Here is a 665-nt window from a genome sequence, read left to right on the forward strand (position 1 = left end):
ATCCACGACCGAAGCCGTGAATCTAAGATGCTCGCGTCCACTGTGTAGTTCTCAAAATACGGGCGGTATCCCTCTCCCACACACCCAGGCGTGAGAAAAGGATCCGGAGAGTCGACCCCGCCACCCGAAGGCAGCCGGCCCGGTCCCTCAGGACCCAACAGCGTGCATGTACCCGACTCCACCGCCCCGACGCGTTCCCAACCCGAAGGCTGTACTGACGCGAGACGATCTCACCGAGCACCTAGTTCAATGTTCCACCCATGAGCTACCAGCAAAGACATTCGCTTTGATCTGGCGCCTGGAACACCCTGCGGTGTCCAGATGCTCCTTAGAAAGGAGGTGATCCAGCCGCACCTTCCGGTACGGCTACCTTGTTACGACTTAGTCCTAATCACCGATCCCACCTTCGACAGCTCCCTCCTTGCGGTTAGGCCACTGGCTTCGGGTGTTACCGACTTTCATGACTTGACGGGCGGTGTGTACAAGGCCCGGGAACGTATTCACCGCAGCGTTGCTGATCTGCGATTACTAGCGACTCCGACTTCATGAGGTCGAGTTGCAGACCTCAATCCGAACTGAGACCGGCTTTTTGGGATTCGCTCCACCTTACGGTATCGCAGCCCTTTGTACCGGCCATTGTAGCATGCGTGAAGCCCAAGACATAA

General features: G+C 57.3%; 1 rRNA gene. It reads right to left on the reverse strand.

The features are described 5' to 3' along the window. Nucleotides 1–332 precede the first annotated feature (332 nt). Nucleotides 333–665: ribosomal RNA gene (locus C5C50_RS16600) — 16S ribosomal RNA — on the reverse strand; the annotation flags it as partial.

This window comes from Rathayibacter sp. AY1D9, from assembly GCF_002932395.1.
Lineage (GTDB): Bacteria > Actinomycetota > Actinomycetes > Actinomycetales > Microbacteriaceae > Rathayibacter.